This is a genomic window from Kitasatospora sp. NPDC041917 (genome assembly GCF_055589745.1).
This window is the reverse complement of record NZ_JBVJBI010000022.1, coordinates 1-14711: the sequence shown is the minus strand read 5'-3', so window position 1 is coordinate 14711 and position 14711 is coordinate 1. Positions and strand designations below refer to the sequence as shown.

The window sequence follows — 14711 nt, the reverse complement described above, 5'->3', positions numbered from 1 at the left end:
GGCGACGGTAGCGGGCGGGAGGGCAGGCTGTCATCTCCGTTTCCGGATTTTGGTCATGACATTGCTTGCGGGCCGGACGGCGCCGCCGCTCCGGGCCCGGGCCGCCGCGCCTCAGGAGTTCAGGGCCGCGCGGACGGACTCGGCCAGCGGGACGGTCGGACGGCCGATCAGCCGGGCCAGGTCGCCCGGAGTGCCGGCCAGCTCGCCGCGCGCGATGCCCGCGTCCACGTCCACCAGGGCCTCGGCGAAGCCCTGCGGCAGGCCCGCGCCGACCAGCGCGTCCAGGTGCTCGGCCGGGGTGACGTCCCGGTGCCCGACCGGCCGGCCGGAGGCCTTCGCCAGCTCGGCGGCCAGCTCGGGCAGGCTCCAGGCGGCGTCGCCGCTCAGCTCGTACACCTCGCCCCGGTGCCCCTCGCCGACCAGGACGGCGACCGCCGCGGCCGCGTAGTCCGCGCGCGGGGCGGTGGCGACCCGGCCCTGCCCGGCACTGCCGAGCACCACGCCGCGCGCCACCGTGCCGGCCGCGTCGCCCAGGTAGTTCTCGGTGTACCAGCCGTTGCGCAGGAAGGCGTGCGGCAGGCCGGAGGCGAGGATCAGCTCCTCGGTCGCCTTGTGCTCGTCGGCCAGCCGGAAGGTGGCCGCCCCCGGGATGCTGGTGTAGGCGAGCAGCGCGACGCCGGCGGCCTTGGCGGCCTCCACCACGGCCCGGTGCTGCGGGATCCGGCGGCCGACCTCGCTGCCCGAGATCAGCAGCACCCGGTCGCCCTCGGCGAAGGCGCCTGCCAGGGTCTCCGGCTTGTCGTAGTCGACCACCCGGACGGTCACGCCGCGGGCGGCCAGGTCGGCGGCCTTCTCGGCGGAGCGGACGGCGACAGCCACCTCGCTCGCGGGGACCTCCGCCAGCAGGCCCTCGACGACGAGACGGCCGAGCTGGCCGGTGGCACCGGTGACGACGTACATGGTGTGCTCCTCAGGGGTTGCTGCGGGGTTCTGGCCTCGAAACTCACCCTAGGGGTGGCACTAACCTTTCGAAAGTACGCACTTCAAAGTAGGGTACTGACATGAAGGTAAGCGAGCTGAAGGCCGGCGGGCTGCCCCCCGCCGACGTCTTCGACCGGATGTGCCCGTCCCGGGGCGTGCTGGAGCACGTCACCAGCCGCTGGGGCGTGCTGGTGCTGGGCGCGCTGAACGAGCGCGGCTACCGGTTCAGCGAACTGCGCCGCAAGGTCACCGGGGTCAGCGAGAAGATGCTCGCCCAGACCCTCCAGACGCTGGAGCGGGACGGCTTCGTGCTGCGCGAGGCGCACCCGGTGATCCCGCCCCGGGTCGACTACAGCCTCACCCCGCTGGGGCGGGAGGCGGCGGAGCTGGTCGCGGCACTGGCGCACTGGTCGGAGCGGCGGGTACCGGAGGTCGAGACGGCCCGCCAGGAGTACGACGGGCGGGCTACCGCCCCGCGATGAGGGCGTCGAGCCCGTCCAGGACCCGGGCCAGACCGAAGGCGTAGGCGTGGTCCGGGCTGTACGCGCCGCCGTGCGCCGCACCGGCCGCGGCACCCACCCGGGCGGCGACCGGATAGCGCTCGGGGTCGAAGACCCGGGCGAGCAGCCCGGCGTTGGCCGCCCACCACTGCGCGTCGGTCATCGCGCTGTCCTGCCGGGCGGCGCGCTCGTCGGCGGCCATCCGGGCGCAGGTCTGGACGAAGCCGAGCAGGTGGGTCAGCGCGGCGTCCAGGTCGACGTCGGAGAGCCCGGTGCCCTCGAAGGCACGCAGCTCGTACTCGTACTTGGCCATCAGGCCGGGCCCCAGCGGCGGACGGCTGGTGGAGACGGCGGCGACCCACGGGTGGGCGCGGTGCAGCGCCCGGTTGTCGTCCGCGACGGCGGTGACCCGGGAGCGCCAGCCCTCGTCGGCGGGGGTGCTGCGGGGCATCGTGGCGTAGACGGTGTCCAGCATCAGGTCGAGCAGCTCGGCCTTGCCGGGCACGTAGGTGTAGAGCGCCATCGGGGAGAGCCCCAGCTCCTGCGCGACCCGGCGCATGGTGACGGCGTCCGCTCCTTCGGCGTCGGCGAGGGCGATCGCGGTGGTGGCGATCTCACCGGTCGAGCGCGCCTGTCGGGGCCCGCGCCGGCCGGGCTTCTCCTCGGCGGTGAGCCCCCAGAGCAGGGCGAGGGTGCGTGCCGGGTCTCCTGCGCTGCTGCGGTCGCTCGCCATGGGGCCATCGTTTCACGCACCGGCAGGGGCCTTGACGGCGTGGGCGGCTACCGTCTCAGCATGACCAGCCCGACCAACCCTCCCGGCTCGACCGGCCTGCCCGGCGCGACCGGTCCGACCCGCGCGTCCGGCGCGTCCGGCCCCGAGCCGCTTCCCGGGACGGACACCGCGCAGACCCTCCGCCCGCGGGTGACCTGCCGCCGCTGCCACCGGCCGCTGCACGACCCCGAGTCGCGGATGCTGCGGCTGGGACCGGAGTGCCGGGACCCGGCGGAGCGGGTCGCGCGGTTCGACGTCGACCAGGAACCGCTGCCGGGGATGGGTTAGGGCCGGCCCCGGCCTCAGACCTCGCCTCAGACCTGGCCTCAGACCTGGCGCCTCAGCCCCGGCCGAAGAGGCGGCGCAGGCGGCCGGGGCGGGGCTCCTCCCCGGCGGCCCGCTCGGCCTCCGACCGCTCCGCCGCCTCCGGGTGCTCCCCGGTCCCCGGGTGCTCCGCCGCCTCGGCCTGGTCCGCCGCCTCCGGTGCGGCCTCCGCCCCCGCGTCGGCGGCGTCCTCCTGCTCCATCAGGTGCCGGGCGAGCGCGCGGTCCTCGTCGGACGTCCAGGGCGCGGCGAGCACCAGCGCGGACAGCGAGCGGAGGATCGTCACCGCCCGGGTGCGGCGGGCCCGGGCGCCGTGGTGCAGCCGCTGCTGGAGCAGGGCGGCGACGTCGGCCCGGGTCTGCGGCTGGGTCCAGCCGATCGCGACCAGCGCGAAGCCGGCCGCCTCGACCACCCAGTCCTCCGGCCCGAGCAGCAGGTCGCGCAGCACCCGGCGGCGCTCGGAGCCGGCCCAGGGCTGGTCGGTTCGGTGGTGGGCGATGCCGAGGCAGGCGAAGACCTGGACGGCCCGCACCCAGAGTTCGGGCTGGTGGGCGAGCAGGGCGCGGCCGAGTTCGTCCTGGCGCGGCACGGGCGGGTGGACCAGGACGCCGAGCAGGTCGTCCAGCGGCAGTCCGGCCAGCCGGACGGCGTGGTCGTAGGCGGCGGGGACGGTCGGCCAGAAGATCTCGGCGGTGGCGCGGACGAGTTCGGCGCTGCGCGGCGCGGGCGGGGCAACGGCCGGGCGCGGGTCGGTGCCGTCCCAGGCCCAGATCCGGGTGGTGGGTTCGGTGAGCGGCAGCCGGGGGTCGGGCTCGCCGACGGCCCGGTAGCCGACGGTGGAGCGCGGCAGCGCGAGCCGGACGGCCAGCACCGAGCTGGGCGGCTCCACGGTGGAGGTCGTGCAGTCGATCTCGGTGTCGCGGCCGGTGTCGGGGGCGGCGAGCACCTGGTGCAGCACGTTGACGGTGGCCTCGGTGGCGCCGGAGACCAGGCCGAGCCAGGGCTCCCGGTGGCTCAGCCGTTCCAGCAGTTCCTGGGCGTACTCGTGCTCGGGGTGGGAGCGGTGGTGGTCGGCCAGGCCGAGCAGGTGGGCCGGGTCGCCGTCGAGGGCGTGGCGCAGCCCGTACCGGGCCGGGCCCGCCTTGGGGTGGTCGGGCGCGGCGGCGAGCACCCGGTCGAGCCAGGGCAGGCCTTCGGCGGGGCGCCCGAGGGCGCCGTACAGCTCGGCGACGTCGACGGCGAGGTAGCTGCTGGAGTCGTCGCGGTCCGGCGCGACCCGGGCCAGCTCGGCCTCCCAGACGGCGAGCGCCCGTTCCGGCCGGCCGGCCGAGCGCAGGGCGTTGCCGAGCATCACGGCGGTCAGGTAGCCGGGGGCCAACCGGTGGGCCCGATCGGCGAGTTCGACGGCGCGGTCGGTGTCGCCGAGCCGGCGGGTCAGGCCGGAGGCCATCGCCAGCAGCGGCACGTGGTCCTCGTGCCGGGCCAGGACGGCCCGCACGAAGTCGTGGAACGGCCGTACGGCTTCGGCCGGTTCGGCCGGGAGCGGGTCGGGCAGCGCGCCGGTGGCGCGGGCCACCGCCTGGGCGACGGCGTCCGGGTCGACCAGGCCGGGCAGGTCCTCGCGGGCGAGCCAGGCGGCGTGCGCCCAGGGGCGGGCCGGCTCGTGCTGGACGGCGGAGGCGAGCAGGCCGACGGCGGTGTCCCAGTCCCCGGCGGCGGCCTCCACGTGGGCCCGGCAGGCCACCGTGCCGAGATACACCTGGCCGTCCAGCGGGAACAGCGCGCGGGCCGCGGCCGGTCCGCCCGCCGCCGCGCACAACTCGGCCAGTGCCTCGTGCAGTTCGGGCAGCTGGGGGTCGGCGAGGATCGCGTCGCCGAGGTGGTCGGCGGCGTGGGCCAGGTCGCCGGAGTCGATCGCCAGCCGGGCGAGGGCGACCTCGCCCTCGGCGGCCAGGCGCTCGTCGCCCGTGTCGTCGGTGTGCCCGCTCATTCGCCCCTGCTCCCCGTTCCCCCGGTGGTGCCGTCCCGCTCGGAAGGAGGCTATCCGGTGCGACCGACAGCCCGGTGGGCCCCCGCCGACGGGCGGCGTCCAGCGACCGGACCGGATACGACCCGTACGAGTGGTTTAGACCTCTGATGGCCATATTTGACGTTTTCCGACCATGAGGATGGCGAAGGCTCTTCGCACGCGAAATGCCAATCCCGCCACCGGAATCGAGGAGATCGATGAAGCTCTCGCGCACCCTGTCCCTGGCGGCCTCCGCCGCCGTGCTGAGCACCCTCGCCGTCGCCGGCCAGACCGCCCCGGCCTCCGCCGCCGGGTCCTTCGTGGTCAGCGAGGCCCAGTTCAACAAGATGTTCCCGAACCGGAACTCCTTCTACAGCTACCAGGGCCTCACCGACGCCCTGGGCGCCTTCCCCAGGTTCACCACCACCGGCGACACCGCCACCCGCAAGCGCGAAGCGGCCGCCTTCCTGGCCAACGTCAGCCACGAGACCGGCGGCCTGCGGTACGTCGTCGAACAGAACACCGCCAACTACCCGCACTACTGCGACAGTTCGCAGTCGTACGGCTGTCCGGCCGGGCAGTCCGCGTACTACGGGCGCGGGCCGCTCCAGCTGAGCTGGAACTTCAACTACAAGGCGGCTGGCGACGCCCTGCACATCGACCTGCTGCACGACCCGTACCAGGTCGAGAAGAACCCGGCGACGTCCTGGAAGACCGCCCTCTGGTTCTGGAACACCCAGAGCGGCGCCGGGCGGATGACCGCGCACGACGCCGTCGTCAACAACAAGGGCTTCGGCGAGACCATCCGCACCATCAACGGCGCGCTGGAGTGCGACGGCAAGAACCCGGACCAGCGCAACGATCGGATCAACCTCTACAAGCAGTTCGTCGGCGTGCTGGGCACCGACGCCGGCGGCGGCAACATCTCCTGCTGACGGGCGCTTCGGCCACTCGGTGCGCGGTGTCCCAACCCCACCCCGGGCCACGTCCACCAGACCCGGCTCATCGTCAACTGGGGCGGGAACGTGGGCGTCACGTGGAGCCCCGAGCTGACCGCCTGACGCCTCCGGGCCGTCGCGGAGCGGGAAGTCGGCCGGGCCGACTTCCCGCTCCTTGTCGCTGCCGCCCCCGCCGGACGCGGGCGGGCGACGGCCGGCGGCCGCACCGCCGGACGCGCCGGTCGCGGCCCTGTCAGCGCGGCACCGGGGTGGCGCCGGTCGCGGCCAGCGAGAGTTCCCAGAGGCGGGCCGCCCCGTCCGGGTCGAGGGCGTACGGGCGGACGCCGCCGTCGTCCATCGGGGTGTCCGGGCCGCTGACGCGGGCCACCTCGCAGTCCTCCAGGTAGAGCCCGCCGCGGCCGTCGAGCAGTGGGGAGGTGGCCGCCCACAGGCCGGTGGCCGCGCCCTGGGAAGGGGACTTGAAGTCCGCGCCGATCACGTTTCCCCGGTCGTCCACCCAGCCGCGCTCGACCTGCTCCCGCCGGGTCATCTCCCGCTGGAGCCCGGTGATGATCTTCCCGGGGTGGAGCGCGAACGCCCGGACGCCGTCGCCCCTGCCGAGCGCGTCGAGGTGCACGGCGAACAGGGCGCTGGCGGTCTTGGACTGGCCGTACGCCAGCCACTTGTCGTAGCCGGTGCGGAAGTGCGGGTCGTGCCGGCGGATGTCGGTCAGGGCGTGCCCGGCGGAGCTGTTGACGACGACGCGCGCGCCGTCCGGGGCGGCGGCCAGCAGCGGGTACAGCTCGCAGACGAGGAGGAAGTGCCCCAGGTGGTTGGTGGCGAACTGCCCCTCCCAGCCCGGCCCCACGCGCCGCTCGGGGGTGGCCATGACGCCGGCGACGGCCAGCAGCAGGTCGAGGCGGTCCGTGGCCTCGCGGATCAGCCCGGCGGCGGCACGGACGCTCACGGGGTCGGCGAGGTCCATGGGGACGACCCGGCCGCCGGTTCCGGCGAGGGCGGCACGGGCGACGTCCGGGCGGCGGGCCGGGACGATCACGGTGGCCCCGGCGGCGGTCAGCGCCCGGGTGGTCTCCAGGCCGAGGCCGGAGTAGCCGCCGGTCACGACGGTGGTGCGGCCGGAGAGGTCGAGGCCCGCCAGGACGTCCTCGGCGGTGCTGGCGGCGGAGAAGGGCGAGCCGGTCGGCTGCTGGTCGACGACGGCCTTGTTGGTGGTGGTCATGGCGACGACGGTAGGAAGTGGAGCGCGGTCTAGATCAAGCCCCGCGGGCCTCGCCGCTCCTATGCTCTGACGCCATGACGGAACTCAGCATCGGCGAAGTGGCCGAGCGCACCGGGCTCAGCGTGCACGCCCTGCGCTTCTACGAGCGCGAGGGCCTGTTGGTCGGCCCGGTGCGGCGCACGGCGGGCGGACGCCGGCGGTACGCCGTGCTCGACGTGCAGTGGCTGGAGATCTGCATCAGGCTGCGCGAGTCCGGCATGCCGCTCGCCGACCTCCGCCGCTTCGCCGACCTGGTGCGGCAGGGCCCGGGCAACGAGGCCGAACGGCTGCGGCTACTGGACGCCCACCGGCAACGGGTCGACGAGCGGATCCGGGAGCTGGAGGAGTGCCGCTCGCTGATCGCCTGGAAGACCGCCGTCTACGCCGACCACCTGGCGCGCGGCGAGGCCGCCGGGCTCTGGGACCCGACGGCGGGCTCGCCGTCGGATCCCGGTCAGTCGTCCTCGCTCTCGTCGAGGTCGTAGGGCGGGACGGTCCAGCGCAGGACCGTGCCGCCGGCGCCGTCGGCTTCGAGGGTGACCGGGAAGACCTGGCCGCAGTCCCGCCCACCGTGGTGCCGGACGGCATGGTCGCCCGGGTCCCAGTCGATCCCGAGCACCTGGCAGCCGCCGACCTCGATCGCGCCCACGTGCAGCGGGTGGTGCAGGCCGGCCCGCCGGAAGCGGAGGTAGTCGACGTGCTTCTCCACCATGGTGGCCACTCCCCTGCCGCGCAGGCCGCCCTGCCAGGTGCTGATCTCGGCCTCCAGCGCGACCGCCTCCGCGACCGGGAGGTCGAGCCACCCGTACGGCCCCTCGTCGCCGCCGTGCGGGGGGAGCTGCTCGCCGCCGAACCGCTCGTGCGCGTCCTTCCCGTACCGGCCCCAGTAGGAGAGGTCGGCGAGTCCGTCGGCCGGTTCGTGCTCCAGCCCCGTCCACGCGTCCAGCCCCACGGCGTCGCCGACCGCCATGCCGCCCCGGTCGACCGGCAGGTCCCCGAGCAGCACCGGCACCGCCGGGTCCGCGCCCGCGGGCCAGGGCAGGCCGAGCTCGACCTCCAGGGTCGCGATCGTCGGCTCCTCGTCGAACACCGACGGCGCGGTGGTGGCCCGCACCGCCAGCGGCCGGTCGGCGGCGGCCGGGACGGCGACCGCCTCGTACTCCCACTCCTGGAGGTGCCCGCCACCCGCCCGCGCCGCCGCCGCGGCCCGCACCGACAGCGGCTCGCCCACCCTCGGCCACTCGTCGATCCAGCTGGCCATGGCCAGCACCACCACCCCGGAGGGCGCCGTGACGAATCCCAGGTCAACGAAGGTTTCGGACATCCGCCGATGATGTCAGGGCAGGCCGACACCGCCTGAACGGGGTGCCGGTTGCGCCCCGGCCGAGGATCCGGGGCGATCCACTGCCGGAACCCGACGTCATCGCATAGCCTGCCCTGGTGAATCTCGACGATCTCGCGTGGCAGCGGCAGTTCGACGGCGGCATCGACGTTCGCATGGCGGAACACTTCGCCGGACACGGGCAGTTGGAGCTCCTGATAAAGACCGCCGTGGACCGCGGTGAGTGGTTCTGCGCCGAGGTGGCGGTCCGTGAGCTGTGCGCGGTGGGGGAGTTCGAGCGGGCCCTGACGGTCCTGGAGCCGTTCGTCGCGGTCGGCTGGCCGTTCGCCGTGCGGAAGTCCGCGGAGATCACGATCCGGCAGGGCCGGATCGAGGAGGGGCTGGCGCTGGTACGCCCGGACGCGGCGGCCGGCCTGGAGTCGGCGTTCGAGTGCCGGTGGTTCGCCGAAGCGCTGGTGCTGGCCGGACGGGTGGACGAGGCCATCGACGTGCTCACCCCCCACCTCGGCGAGCCCTGGATCCTGGAGTCCCTGGTCGATCTGACCGACGGGGGGAACCGGGACGCCCGCGTCCTGGAGCTGCTCGCCCCCTGCGACGAGCAGGCCCGGGGCGGCACGGCGGACTGCCGCTGCTCGGCGGCCGGGGGCCGGCGCGGGTGCCGACACCAGCCGTCGGAGGTGCTGGTGCTGTACACCCGGGTCCTGGAACGCATGGGTCGGGCGGACGAGGCGATCCGGATGCTGGGCCCGGTCGTGCCCGTCATCCCGCAGGTGGCCTGGCTGTACGCGGAACTCCTCGCCGGCCAGGGCCGGATCGAGCAGCTGCGCGAGCTGGCCACCGGCGAGCACGCGCAGCTCGCCCGGACCCAGTGCGCGGCGGTGCTGGAGGAGCAGGGGCGGGTCCGGGAGGCCGAAGCCGTCCTGCACGAGGCCCTCGAAGCGGACGGCCGGCACGCCCGTCGGCGCCTCATGGCCTTCCTGGCCCGCCGGGGACGCCTCGACGAGGCCGTCGACGTCGGACGGCCCACGTACGAGCACGACGAGGGGAACCTCCTCCATGAGGTGATCGAACTGCTGATCGGGGCGAGCCGCCCGGAACGGGCGCTGGAACTCCTGGACGGCCTCGGCACCGCGTACATCGACGCGCATTCCGATGTGCTGAGCCACACCCGGTTGCGCCTGCTCGGGAAGGCCGGGCGCTACGCCGAGGGCATCGCGCAGGCGCGGGCCCTGAGCGAGCGGGAGCCCGGCCAGTGGGACACCACGGTGGCCTGGCTGCTGGATCTGGACGGCCGGACGGACGAGGCCCTCGACCTGCTCCGGTCGTCCACCGAGTACGGGGCCTACCGAGCGGTTGCCGAGATCCTGAGCAGGCACGGCCGCTACGCCGAGGCCGTCGCCGCCATCCCCACGGTGTCCGCCCAGCGCGAGGCGTGGGAGCGGCGCTGAGGCGGGAGGCCGCCGACTGGCTCGCCCCGATGTTTTAGTGAGTGAAATATTCAGGTGCCCGAAGGCGTTCCGTCAGGCGTTGGCGCGGGAGGTCCGCGCAAGGCTGGAGGGAGTGCGCCGTGCGCGTGGAGATCTGGAGCGACATCAACTGCCCGTGGTGCTACATCGGCAAGGCCCGGTTCGAGCAGGCACTGGCGGCGTTCCCGCACCGCGAGGAGGTGGAGGTCGTCCACCGCTCCTTCGAGCTGGATCCGCGCGCACCGCAGGAGGCCCACCCGGTGCTGCCGCTGCTCGCCGCCAAGTACGGGATGAGCCTGGAGCAGGCCGAGGCGGCGGAGGCCCGGATCGCCGAGAACGCGCACGCCGAGGGCCTGCCCTACCTGCGCGAGGGGCGGGACGCCGCGAACTCCTTCGACATGCACCGGCTGCTGCACTTCGCCGACGAGCAGGGCCGGCAGGGTCAGCTGCTGGACGCGCTGTACCGGGCGAACTTCGCCGAGGAGCAGTCGGCCTTCGACGCGGGCCGGCTGGTCGAGCTGGCGGTCGGGGCGGGGCTGGACGGCGAGGCGGCCGCGGCCGTCCTGGCCGACCCGGAGGCGTACGCGGAGGCGGTGCGCGAGGACGAGGCCACGGCGAGCGCCATGGGCGCGACGGGCGTGCCGTTCTTCGTCCTGGACCGGCGGCTGGGCGTCTCGGGCGCTCAGCCCGCGGAGACGTTCACCCGGGCGCTGGATCAGGCCTGGGAGAGCCGGGCCGCCCCGCCGCTGACCGCGCTCGCGCCCAAGGACTGAGCGGTGGCGGAGTGGGAAGTCGGCCCGGCCGACTTCCCGCTCCTGACGGCCCGCCCCTCGCCCGGAGCCCTGGCGGGCGCCGGACGGTCCGAGCGATCACCCGCGCCCCTGACTCCCCACGCCCCCGACGGGACGGGGACCGACCCGAGGGAGCGTCACCGGCGGTCGAGGGACTCCAGGAACTCCGGCCGCAGCCGCCAAGGGCTGCCGTCCTCCGTCTCGACCTGGTACACGGGCCCGACGTGGCCACCGTCGCGGTCATCGGCCTCGACGACGCATGCGAGGACCACGCCCCGGGTGCCGAGGATCTCGCCGCCGAGGTGGCCGAGTTCGGGGCGCGGCGGGTCCGGGGTGGTCAGCGCCACCCGCTCCCCGCGGGAGAACGTCGCCTCGGCGGGCCAGGGAGTCGTCACACCCCCAGGTTACGTGCCCTGCCGGCCCGGCCCCGGCGGCCGCGACCGGGCGGCTGCGACCGGGCGGCGCAGGACCTACCCCCGCACGAAGCCGTGGCTCCGCTCCACCTTCGCCACGTGCAGCGTGTAGCGCTCGTACCACTCGGCCTGCCCGCGCCGCTGCGCCGCGCGGTGCTCGGCGTTGGTCCGCCACTCGGTGAGGGCCTCGGCGTCACGGAAGTACCCGACGGTGACGGACAACCCGCCGGGAGTCTGCGCGTGGTCCATCCCCAGGTACCCCGGGATGTCCTTCACCAGCTCTTCCATGCGGTCGCTGGTCTCGCTGTAGCCGGTCCGGTCCTGGGTCGGCACCGCGGTGAAGACCGCCGCGTAGTAGGGGGGTTCATAGGCCTCGACGGGCACGACGGGCGCATTCGCATCATTGCTCACGGCGTCACCGTAGGGCCGGACGCGCCCGGCGTACCAGCGTCTTTGCCGAACGGGATCCACAAGGGATCCAGTTCTTTGCCAACCGTCCCGGCCGGTGGTGCCGCATCAGTCGTAGAAGAACTGACGGAGGTCCTCGGCCGAGCCCGGACCGAACAGGAAGGCCTCGAATCCGGCCAGCACACGCCGAGGTGGCGGCCCGTCAGCGGCCAACCGTCGCAGCCAGATCTCCCCCTGCTCGCCCACCGCGTGGACGGCGGACAGCAGTTCGGCCATCCCGGCAGGGCGGGGCGGGGTCACGCCGGTGACGGGGTGCAGCTCCCAGCCCCCGGCCCGGGCGGCGAGCCGAAGCGCGCCCGCCCAGGTGGCGATGCGGGAGAGCCGGTTGCGCAGGGGCAGTTCGACGGACGGATCCAGGTACCCGAGCCCTACGGTCGCGGCGGCGAGGTCGTCCATCACCTGGCGCTCGACCGGGGTGCGGACCCAGTGGCCCTCCTGCGCGTCCTCGACGGCGGCGTCCCACCACTCCCAGGCGCTGTCGAGACGGGACTCGGGCCCGGTCGGCGGGGGAGGTCCCGGCGTGCCGGCCCGCGGCCGGTGCAGGTGGAACAGTTCCGGATCGCCCTCGTCGAGGCCGTGGACAAGACCGACCGGCTGCCACCCGGCCCCGTGCAGCAGCCGCCGCATCGGATGGTTGGAGACGTTGGTCGAGGTGAACAGCTTCGGGGTTTCGCAGGAGTCCGCCGCGGCATCCAGCAGCCGACGGCCGACGCCCCTGCCACGGGCGGGCGGCGAAACCATCAGCATCGTCACGAAGCCCTGATCGAAGAAGGTGTACTCGACCACGCAGTAACCGAGCGGGCCGGACCCGCCGTCCGCCACGAAGACCGGGCCCGGACCCTGCCGGCACCACCGTCGGATGCTCGCCGCCCGCTCCTCGTCGCCGGCGGCCGCGACCGTGTCGATGCCGACCAGCGCGTCCGCGTCCGACTCCCTGCCGCGGCGCACGACGAACTCGCCCGGGTCCTCTGCGTCCATGGGGACATGCTGCCAGTTCGCGCCGATCAGTTCGTGCCGATGCCCTCACCTACCGCAGGCGGGCGCGTTCGTCTGCGAGGGGATGCAGGCGGGTGGCCTGCCAGGGCGAGTTGCGGCCGGCGGCCTCGCGGTAGGCGATGCGCTGGACGGCGAAGAGCAGGCGGTAGAGGTTGAGGGCGGTGTCGGAGTCGTCGGCCGCGAAGCCCAGGTGGTGGACGAAGTCTTCGAGCGCGGGCCAGTCGAAGTCGTCGGGGACGGGCGGGGCGACGGGGACACCGAAGACACTGTTGAAGGCGGCGGCCACCGCGTAGTTGGCCGCGGCGAGGGCGTTGACGACGCCGGGATCGGCGGCCGGGTCGGGGGCGGACATCTCAGGGCTCCTCTTCATCGGGCTTTGCAATGTTGAGCGCGGTGGTCACCGGCGCTCGGGGTGGCCGGCGTCGAAGAGGAGGGTGAGGAGGTTGAAGAGGGTGGACGCGGGAGCGGTGTTGAAGCGGACGAGGACCCGGCCGTCGAGGGTCTGGTCCGTGGTCGCGGACGGGAAGATCAGGCCGAACTCACGACCGCGCTCCTGGAGTTCACCGAGGAGGCTGCGGACCTGGTCGTCGGTGTAGGCCCGGATGCGGGGGTCGGTGGGCTGCATGGGGTAGCGGCGCTTCACGCGGCAGCCTCCTTCATCAGCTCGAACCAGACGACCTTGCCCTGCTTGCGGGGCTCGGCGCCGAAGCGGTGGGCGAGGGCCTGGACGAGGAACAGGCCCCGGCCGGAGGGGGCGAGCAGGTCGCCGGGGAGGCGGGGCTCGGGGAGGACCGGGCTGTTGTCCGAGACCGAGACCCGCAGCCGGTGTCCGGCGAGGGCCAGCACGACCAGGGGAGCAAGGGTGTCCCCGTGCCTCCAGGCGTTGAAGAAGAGTTCGTGGAGGGCGAGTTCGGCGTCGGAGATGACGGCGGGTCGCCACCCGGCGGAGGTGAGGAGGTCGGAGAGCTCGGTACGAGCGCTGGACCAGTCGGGAGGGTTGCAAGCACGCATGAGAGACCCCAGGGGAGGAGGAGGGGAATCGAGAAAGGCGGACACTCCGTCACGTGATCGGTGCAACACTGAGAGTAGGGCGATAGGTGTTACGCGTGCAACCAGATCGCCGAGATACCTCGCCCAGCTTGGCCAAGCTCACTCGTGTGGGTGGAGACTGGCCCAACACGGAAGGAATCCCCCTTGGCACTCAGGACCCAAATCAGCGAGCGACAGCGGCGGTTCGGCGCTGAGCTGAGGAGGTTGCGCGAGGCAGCGGGCTTGGCGGTCAAGGACGCCGGCGCCCTCATCGGCATGGCAGGCCCTCAGCTCAGCCACATCGAGGCCGCACGAACGGCGCTCGACCCGGAACGGCTCTCGGTCTTGCTCGAAGGCTACGGGTGCACGGATGAGACCTACGTGCAGCTGCTACATGCCCTCGGAGCCAGCGATGGGAAGGGCTGGTGGACCAGCTTCAAGGGCCAAGTCCCTGCCCTGGCACTCGACCTGGCGGAGTCCGAAAACCGGGCGATCCGACTCGACAACTACGAGACACTTCACATCCCGGGCATCCTTCAGCTGCCTGCCTACACCGCAGCGGTCTACGCCGATGGCACTGGCAGGTGGGACACTGCACTACAGATCGAGTTCCGCATGGAACGACAGCAGATCCTGACCGACGAGAGGCAGCGGCAGTTCCGCTTCGTCATCCATGAAGCAGCGCTGCGCATGCGGTTCGCAGGAGATGAGGTCATGCGCGCTCAACTGATCCATCTGATGGAGATCGCGGAGCTTCCCAACGTCGAGCTCCAGGTCATGCCCTTCGCTGCACCGAAGCGAGCGCCGTTCTCCGCCTCGTTCATGCTCTGCGACCCCGGCTGCCCTGAACTCGCGACCGTCATCCTGGACGGCCCGAAGCGGGCAGAGCACATCGCTGATCAGACTGAACTGACGGCCTACAGCCAGATGTTCCAGCAGCTCAGTGCTCATGCCCTACCGGTTGCAGACCGGGAGACGGCGTTGCGTGGACTCCCCAACCGCGACTCCTGGGGGCTCCTGCATCATCTTCTCTATCTGCTTCAGTCGTGAAAGGCGCATGATGTCCCACCCCTCCTGGCAGAAGTCGTCATACAGCAACGCCGAAGGAGGCAATAACTGCCTTGAGCTGGCTGCTGGTACCGGCGGCCTCTGCCATCTCCGCGAATCTGACGCCCCCGAGACGATCATCGCGACCACAACTGTCGGGCTTCGCGCCTTCCTCCTGGGCGCCAAGGCCGGCGAGTTCGACCACCTCGCCTGAAGCCTCGCTCGCTCGCCACCACGGCGAGCGAGCGAGAGGGCCGTCCCCAAACGCGAAGAACCCCCATCCGGATCCCGGATGGGGGTTCTTCTGAAGAATTGTTCGGCGGCGTCCTACTCTCCCACAGGGTCCCCCCTGCAGTA

At 73.3% G+C, this 14711-nt stretch carries 19 protein-coding genes; 8 read left to right on the top strand and 11 right to left on the bottom strand.

Annotated elements, in window-relative coordinates:
- Window positions 1-111 precede the first annotated feature (111 nt).
- Window positions 112-960: an SDR family oxidoreductase gene (locus ACZ6EM_RS25020; protein WP_401045905.1), complete on the bottom strand. Its 849-nt coding sequence runs from the start codon at window positions 958-960 to the stop codon at window positions 112-114.
- 101 nt (window positions 961-1061) lie between these two features.
- Here ACZ6EM_RS25020 and ACZ6EM_RS25015 point away from each other — a divergent pair, with 101 nt between their 5' ends.
- Window positions 1062-1463: a winged helix-turn-helix transcriptional regulator gene (locus ACZ6EM_RS25015; RefSeq protein ID WP_359899842.1), complete on the top strand. Its 402-nt coding sequence runs from the start codon at window positions 1062-1064 to the stop codon at window positions 1461-1463.
- On the opposite strand, the gene ACZ6EM_RS25010 is transcribed toward ACZ6EM_RS25015, so the two are convergent.
- Complete coding sequence (locus ACZ6EM_RS25010; RefSeq protein WP_401045907.1) at window positions 1447-2214, bottom strand: TetR/AcrR family transcriptional regulator; 768 nt, start codon at window positions 2212-2214, stop codon at window positions 1447-1449. The two genes, ACZ6EM_RS25015 and ACZ6EM_RS25010, sit on opposite strands and share 17 nt — an antisense overlap.
- A 60-nt stretch (window positions 2215-2274) precedes the next feature.
- On the opposite strand from ACZ6EM_RS25010, the gene ACZ6EM_RS25005 reads away from it, so the two are divergent.
- Window positions 2275-2541, top strand: a complete 267-nt coding sequence (locus ACZ6EM_RS25005) for a DUF6011 domain-containing protein (RefSeq protein ID WP_452179611.1) — start codon at window positions 2275-2277, stop codon at window positions 2539-2541.
- Window positions 2542-2593: 52 nt separating this feature from the next.
- Here ACZ6EM_RS25005 and ACZ6EM_RS25000 read toward each other — a convergent pair whose 3' ends face one another.
- Window positions 2594-4567, bottom strand: a complete 1974-nt coding sequence (locus tag ACZ6EM_RS25000) for a tetratricopeptide repeat protein (RefSeq protein ID WP_465773273.1) — start codon at window positions 4565-4567, stop codon at window positions 2594-2596.
- A 236-nt stretch (window positions 4568-4803) separates the two neighbouring features.
- Here ACZ6EM_RS25000 and ACZ6EM_RS24995 point away from each other — a divergent pair, with 236 nt between their 5' ends.
- Complete coding sequence (locus tag ACZ6EM_RS24995; protein ID WP_465773272.1) at window positions 4804-5520, top strand: chitinase; 717 nt, start codon at window positions 4804-4806, stop codon at window positions 5518-5520.
- Between the two features lie 256 nt (window positions 5521-5776).
- Here ACZ6EM_RS24995 and ACZ6EM_RS24990 read toward each other — a convergent pair whose 3' ends face one another.
- On the bottom strand, window positions 5777-6763 hold the full coding sequence (locus ACZ6EM_RS24990) for an SDR family NAD(P)-dependent oxidoreductase (RefSeq protein ID WP_465773271.1): 987 nt from the start codon (window positions 6761-6763) through the stop codon (window positions 5777-5779).
- A 74-nt stretch (window positions 6764-6837) separates the two neighbouring features.
- Here ACZ6EM_RS24990 and ACZ6EM_RS24985 point away from each other — a divergent pair, with 74 nt between their 5' ends.
- Complete coding sequence (locus tag ACZ6EM_RS24985) at window positions 6838-7287, top strand: MerR family transcriptional regulator (protein ID WP_465773270.1); 450 nt, start codon at window positions 6838-6840, stop codon at window positions 7285-7287.
- Here ACZ6EM_RS24985 and ACZ6EM_RS24980 read toward each other — a convergent pair.
- A complete protein-coding gene (locus ACZ6EM_RS24980; RefSeq protein WP_465773269.1) occupies window positions 7257-8126 on the bottom strand; it encodes a hypothetical protein in 870 nt (289 codons plus the stop codon). The two genes, ACZ6EM_RS24985 and ACZ6EM_RS24980, sit on opposite strands and share 31 nt — an antisense overlap.
- 116 nt (window positions 8127-8242) lie before the next feature.
- Between ACZ6EM_RS24980 and ACZ6EM_RS24975 the strand changes: the two genes are divergently transcribed.
- Together ACZ6EM_RS24975 and ACZ6EM_RS24970 are read left to right on the top strand one after the other, a co-directional pair.
- Window positions 8243-9592, top strand: coding sequence for a tetratricopeptide repeat protein (locus ACZ6EM_RS24975; protein ID WP_465773268.1), 1350 nt, complete (start codon window positions 8243-8245; stop codon window positions 9590-9592).
- Between the two features lie 119 nt (window positions 9593-9711).
- Window positions 9712-10383 (top strand): DsbA family oxidoreductase, encoded by a 672-nt coding sequence (locus ACZ6EM_RS24970; protein WP_401045926.1) that lies wholly within the window; start codon window positions 9712-9714, stop codon window positions 10381-10383.
- Window positions 10384-10538: 155 nt separating this feature from the next.
- On the opposite strand, the gene ACZ6EM_RS24965 is transcribed toward ACZ6EM_RS24970, so the two are convergent.
- The 6 genes from ACZ6EM_RS24965 to ACZ6EM_RS24940 all read right to left on the bottom strand — a co-directional run bounded on the left by ACZ6EM_RS24965 (window position 10539) and on the right by ACZ6EM_RS24940 (window position 13289).
- Complete coding sequence (locus tag ACZ6EM_RS24965; RefSeq protein ID WP_401045928.1) at window positions 10539-10796, bottom strand: hypothetical protein; 258 nt, start codon at window positions 10794-10796, stop codon at window positions 10539-10541.
- A gap of 75 nt (window positions 10797-10871) precedes the next feature.
- Window positions 10872-11225 carry an antibiotic biosynthesis monooxygenase family protein gene (locus ACZ6EM_RS24960; RefSeq protein WP_401054053.1) on the bottom strand — a complete coding sequence of 118 codons (354 nt, stop codon included), beginning with the start codon at window positions 11223-11225 and terminating at the stop codon, window positions 10872-10874.
- A gap of 105 nt (window positions 11226-11330) precedes the next feature.
- Window positions 11331-12260, bottom strand: a complete 930-nt coding sequence (locus ACZ6EM_RS24955) for a GNAT family N-acetyltransferase (protein WP_401054051.1) — start codon at window positions 12258-12260, stop codon at window positions 11331-11333.
- Window positions 12261-12309: 49 nt separating this feature from the next.
- Window positions 12310-12630 (bottom strand): hypothetical protein, encoded by a 321-nt coding sequence (locus tag ACZ6EM_RS24950; protein WP_465773267.1) that lies wholly within the window; start codon window positions 12628-12630, stop codon window positions 12310-12312.
- Window positions 12631-12675: 45 nt separating this feature from the next.
- Entirely contained in the window at window positions 12676-12921 is a 246-nt protein-coding gene (locus tag ACZ6EM_RS24945) for a hypothetical protein (protein WP_401054048.1), read from the bottom strand.
- The gene (locus ACZ6EM_RS24940) at window positions 12918-13289 is read right to left on the bottom strand and encodes an ATP-binding protein (RefSeq protein ID WP_401054046.1); all 372 of its coding nucleotides are present in this window, start codon (window positions 13287-13289) and stop codon (window positions 12918-12920) included. Before ACZ6EM_RS24940 ends, ACZ6EM_RS24945 begins: the two co-directional genes overlap by 4 nt.
- Before the next feature lie 183 nt (window positions 13290-13472).
- Between ACZ6EM_RS24940 and ACZ6EM_RS24935 the strand changes: the two genes are divergently transcribed.
- Window positions 13473-14357 (top strand): helix-turn-helix domain-containing protein, encoded by an 885-nt coding sequence (locus ACZ6EM_RS24935; RefSeq protein ID WP_401054045.1) that lies wholly within the window; start codon window positions 13473-13475, stop codon window positions 14355-14357.
- Window positions 14358-14364: 7 nt separating this feature from the next.
- On the top strand, window positions 14365-14568 hold the full coding sequence (locus ACZ6EM_RS24930) for a DUF397 domain-containing protein (protein WP_465773266.1): 204 nt from the start codon (window positions 14365-14367) through the stop codon (window positions 14566-14568).
- Window positions 14569-14711 lie beyond the last annotated feature (143 nt).

Bases quoted from the DNA above. Each gene is read 5' to 3' on its own strand.
- ACZ6EM_RS25020 (WP_401045905.1), bottom strand. From the start codon at position 960: ATGTACGTCGTCACCGGTGCCACCGGCCAGCTCGGCCGTCTCGTCGTC.
- ACZ6EM_RS25015 (WP_359899842.1), top strand. From the start codon at position 1,062: ATGAAGGTAAGCGAGCTGAAGGCCGGCGGGCTGCCCCCCGCCGACGTC.
- ACZ6EM_RS25010 (WP_401045907.1), bottom strand. From the start codon at position 2,214: ATGGCGAGCGACCGCAGCAGCGCAGGAGACCCGGCACGCACCCTCGCC.
- ACZ6EM_RS25005 (WP_452179611.1), top strand. From the start codon at position 2,275: ATGACCAGCCCGACCAACCCTCCCGGCTCGACCGGCCTGCCCGGCGCG.
- ACZ6EM_RS25000 (WP_465773273.1), bottom strand. From the start codon at position 4,567: ATGAGCGGGCACACCGACGACACGGGCGACGAGCGCCTGGCCGCCGAG.
- ACZ6EM_RS24995 (WP_465773272.1), top strand. From the start codon at position 4,804: ATGAAGCTCTCGCGCACCCTGTCCCTGGCGGCCTCCGCCGCCGTGCTG.
- ACZ6EM_RS24990 (WP_465773271.1), bottom strand. From the start codon at position 6,763: ATGACCACCACCAACAAGGCCGTCGTCGACCAGCAGCCGACCGGCTCG.
- ACZ6EM_RS24985 (WP_465773270.1), top strand. From the start codon at position 6,838: ATGACGGAACTCAGCATCGGCGAAGTGGCCGAGCGCACCGGGCTCAGC.
- ACZ6EM_RS24980 (WP_465773269.1), bottom strand. From the start codon at position 8,126: ATGTCCGAAACCTTCGTTGACCTGGGATTCGTCACGGCGCCCTCCGGG.
- ACZ6EM_RS24955 (WP_401054051.1), bottom strand. From the start codon at position 12,260: ATGGACGCAGAGGACCCGGGCGAGTTCGTCGTGCGCCGCGGCAGGGAG.
- ACZ6EM_RS24950 (WP_465773267.1), bottom strand. From the start codon at position 12,630: ATGTCCGCCCCCGACCCGGCCGCCGATCCCGGCGTCGTCAACGCCCTC.
- ACZ6EM_RS24940 (WP_401054046.1), bottom strand. From the start codon at position 13,289: ATGCGTGCTTGCAACCCTCCCGACTGGTCCAGCGCTCGTACCGAGCTC.
- ACZ6EM_RS24930 (WP_465773266.1), top strand. From the start codon at position 14,365: ATGATGTCCCACCCCTCCTGGCAGAAGTCGTCATACAGCAACGCCGAA.